The organism is Mesotoga sp. UBA5825 (assembly GCF_002432955.1).
Lineage (GTDB): Bacteria > Thermotogota > Thermotogae > Petrotogales > Kosmotogaceae > Mesotoga.
On the sequence record NZ_DJHG01000080.1, the window covers coordinates 1 to 4,009 of the forward strand.

Consider the following 4,009-nt stretch of genomic DNA (forward strand, 5'->3'; position numbering starts at 1 on the left):
AGCCTTGCGTCCCGGCACGATCCATTGCCGGCATTGCGTCCGCCATGCTTTTCGGCGCCCTGCGTCTTGTTACACTCTTTCCAACCACCAACCTCGGTTTTCTTCACAAATCTCTCAGGAAAAGCCTGTTCGCTCTCTTCATTAGGACAGGCCACGTAACTACGATACCAATCAAGGCGATCGCCGTCAATACTAGTGTCATGACGACTCCAGATATTGTGTCTTTCAAAAGGAATGCCAGATATCCAAAACCCCCAACGTATCCAAAGACGACGGGAATCGAAAGCGCAACATTTACGTTTTGCTTCATAGCTCTTTGCGGATTCTCCCACCCGAGGATTGGCTTCACTGAGTCAATTATCATCTGAAGGATGTTCAGGAAGGTAAGCGTTATAGCTCCCACAACGAAGACAACTGTTGCTTCAACAAATGAGAGCCCCAGTATTATGCTCAGAGCTATTGCACCCGAGACCGGTCCTATGAAGCTCATGGTCTGAACATGAACGAACTTGACCCTAACAATCTCCGATGTCTTGACAGGTAAGGCTTTAAGCTCATGGATTAGTTTTCCTTCTCTACTGAATATGGAGGAGGCGAGCCCGTTTATTCCTCCGGAGACTGCGGCTATCAATGCGCCGACCGGGACGAATAGCTCTCTGTACTGCTGAAATTGCTGGATCATCTGCCCGATCTCATCAGTTTGACCGGCCACGGCAGCGATTACAAGCAATATCGGAAGGATCACCACATTTCCGAATCCGTTGAAAGCGAAGGCAGGGACTTTGAGGAAGTACCACCATTCACGTCTATGAAGTGCCGCGAACTTGCTGTTCTGAACTCCCATCATGCCTGTAATTTCGCCTTCCTTAAGTGCGGTGCGCTTTGCAAAGTTTTCTTGCAGACTCGAGTAAACCGAGTAGTAGAACTTGTCGCCGAAGAAGAGAAAGACTCCCAGAGCAACCACGTGAAGACCAATAAACGCAAGAAGCCACAACAATCCCTCAAAGAAGGGTCTGCTCAGGGCCTTTGTAACCAGTATCGTCGGAGGATATGCTCCGGCTGTTTTGTTCAGAATCGCATCCTCGCTCGAGAAGATCCTGGCAAATTCCTCGGCGCTCATATTCGGATCTACGCGGCTGGTGATGGAGATGAAGGTCAGCACTCCCACCAAAATAAGTGCACTCAAGAGATAAACCATATTATCTCTATGCCTTTTGAATCGAAATAGCCTTGAGAGAGGAAGGACGATTATTGCGGAAAGCATTATCGGCAACACCTGACTTAAAAGAAACACAATCACCATGAAGATCCAGTATCCGATTCCTGCCGAGGATCGCACGCCATACAGGATATATGCTGGAAGGATTATAGCAAGCGAGATCAACATAAGGTCCATCAAGACTACGAGGAACTTCGACATAAGTACTTCTGTCGATTTCAGGGGCAAAGGTATCAAAACGCGCATATCGTCGCCAAAGAAAAAGGTGCTTATCATGAGGAAGATCCCAAAGATGAATCCAAAGAGATTTGCAATCAGAAAAGGTCCTGCCAGAAAGAGCGATCTCAGTCCGGATGCTTCATACTGATCGTACATCGTGTTGAGCAAACCTCCGTAAAGCGGTCCGAGAGTCAAGCCCAGTAGGAGTATGACACCGATTATCAGGGCCGGTTCCCATAGCCTTTCCTTTCTCTTGAAGTGGTATAGGGACCTGGGTATGTTGTAGTGAGAATTAATCAGCGTCGAGGTAAGAGAAATCACCATTTTCAGTCTCACTACCTGTCACCTCCAGGAAGAGTTCTTCCAGACTTCCCCTGCCGCTAAGCTTCCTCAGTTGATCAACGGTGCCAACGAATTCTAGCTTGCCCTTATTGATTATTCCTATCCTGTCACATATTTTCTCAGCTACTTCCATTACGTGAGTAGAGAAAAAGACCGTGTTTCCAGCCTTTACATGATTTCTCATCATCTGCTTGAGAATGAAGGCCGATTCTGGATCTAGACCGACTATTGGTTCATCAAGGATCCAGAGATCCGGATTATGTATTAGGGCTGCAACGAGAGAGAGCTTCTGCCTCATTCCGTGAGAATAAGTGGAAACAGGGTCTTTCACGGCATCGGAGAGCTTGAAGTTTTGAAGCAGCTTCGAAGCCCTTTCTGCTCGCGTCTTCGGAGGAACCAAGAACACGTCGGAAATCAAGTTAAGATATTGAACTCCCGTGATTTTCTCCATAACCAGCGGTTCGTCAGCAACGTAACCCATCTTCATCTTCGCTTCCACAGGTGAAGTTAGTACATCGATATCGTCGATGTGTATGCTTCCGGATGTCGGCTGAAGCAGACCGACTATCATCTTGATAGTAGTGGTCTTGCCGGCCCCGTTCGGTCCGAGAAAGCCAAATATCTCGCCTTCTTTGACAGTAAGGCTCACATCATCTACTGCCTTCACACTTCCACTATAAATCTTCGTAAGGTTTCTAATCTCGATCACGATCCTAACCTCCTGCGCTCAACGAGAATTTCTGTTTTCACTCCTGACCAGAATCTGAAAAAACTCCTCCAGGTCAGGAATCGAAATGGTTGCTTCATCTGTCTTATAAAACCTCTCAGTTGCCTCTGAGTTTTCGACTATTATCGAAAGTCTGTTAAGTTCCTTTGCTGCTGCCAGACAATCCGTACAACTGGCGAGTTCCTTTTTGTCAAAGGGCATCTTTACGATTCTGTACTTTTCTTTGATTCCGTCGAGGTCACCGGAATACTTAACCTTCCCGTTTATCATAATAAAGAATTCGTCTGCGATTTTTTCGACTTCAGGGATTATATGGGACGTGTACAGTACAGTCTTTCCGGCAATCACCTTTTCTCTTATAAATTCGAGAGTGTCGTCTCGCATGATTGGGTCGAGACCCCATGTCGGTTCATCCAATATGTAGAAATCTGCGTCAGCTGAAAGAGCTAATGAGATGTACATCGCTGACTTCATACCGTTTGAGAAGGTTCTAATCTTCTTTGTGCAGGGAAGTTTGTAGTGTGCGATATACTTGCGCGCCTGGTTCTCATCGAATCTGCTCGAAATTCTGCGAATCAATTTGAGGGTTTCTTCTATGTTCAGATTCTCGTAGAGATTCTTCTCCTCAGGAACGAACGAGATCATTTCTCTGACCTCATCAACGGGTCTTCCAAGAACAAGTATCGATCCAGAGTAATTGATCAATCCTAATATAGATTTCAGAACTGTCGTTTTGCCGGCTCCATTTGGACCAAGCAGTGCGTAGATTCGTTGTTTTTCCAGCTTGACATCGATCCCGCAAACGGCCTCAACATTGCCCTTATAAGTCTTTTCAAGGTTCTGTATGTCCAGGGTTAATTCATTTCTTTCCATATCTTCTCAATCACCTCCAGGAGCCTTTCCAGAGAAATTCCCGATTTCTTCAAACGAAGGATGGGCTCCCTAAGCTCAGTAGATAGGCTTTCAAAGACAGAGTTTCTAACCTGATCTCTATCACTGACTACTATATACCCTAGTCCCGGTCTTGCCATAATCAAGCCTTCCATCTCGAGTTCTCTGTAGGCTCTGGCAACAGTGTTAGGATTAACCCTGATTTGAGAAGCCATTTCACGAATTGAGGGAAGAGGATCTCCCTCCTTAAGTTTCTCCTTGAGGATCTCTTCCCTCACCCCCCTCTTGATTTGATCGTAGATCGGCAATGGGGATCTTATATCGATGTCAAACCACACATTATCACCTTCTGTACGGCTTTTCCGAGTTTCGTTGCTTGCAACAGCACAAACACTACTAGGTCAGTTCGCCTTCGCACACTCTATTAAATGTCATGCTTGAGCCAGATCCGTCCTTGGCCCTTCGTCCCAGATCATGAACCCGTCCTTCGAAAGAGCAGTTGCAAGTTGCTTATTCCAAGTTGCAAGCCCTAAAGTAAAGGAACGTCAAATGTCGTTATGCCGAAACTAGAGTCGCCTTCTGAGAAAAGCGGTTCTTCGTTCCGACGCTAC

The 4,009-nt window shown here is 46.3% G+C and carries 4 protein-coding genes; all 4 read right to left on the bottom strand.

Going from position 1 to position 4,009, the window contains the following annotated elements:
• Positions 1-103: 103 nt before the first annotated feature.
• From B3N33_RS07785 to B3N33_RS07800, 4 genes are read right to left on the bottom strand one after another with little or no spacing between them, the layout of a single operon-like run.
• Positions 104-1,774: a putative ABC transporter permease subunit gene (locus B3N33_RS07785; RefSeq protein ID WP_214059830.1), complete on the bottom strand. Its 1,671-nt coding sequence runs from the start codon at positions 1,772-1,774 to the stop codon at positions 104-106.
• Positions 1,731-2,489 (bottom strand): ABC transporter ATP-binding protein, encoded by a 759-nt coding sequence (locus B3N33_RS07790; RefSeq protein WP_292592856.1) that lies wholly within the window; start codon positions 2,487-2,489, stop codon positions 1,731-1,733. The genes B3N33_RS07785 and B3N33_RS07790 overlap by 44 nt, the downstream gene beginning before the upstream one ends.
• Positions 2,490-2,507: 18 nt before the next feature.
• Entirely contained in the window at positions 2,508-3,380 is an 873-nt protein-coding gene (locus B3N33_RS07795; RefSeq protein ID WP_214079247.1) for an ABC transporter ATP-binding protein, read from the bottom strand.
• Complete coding sequence (locus B3N33_RS07800) at positions 3,362-3,736, bottom strand: GntR family transcriptional regulator (RefSeq protein WP_292592859.1); 375 nt, start codon at positions 3,734-3,736, stop codon at positions 3,362-3,364. Before B3N33_RS07800 ends, B3N33_RS07795 begins: the two co-directional genes overlap by 19 nt.
• Between the last annotated feature and the right edge of the window lie 273 nt (positions 3,737-4,009).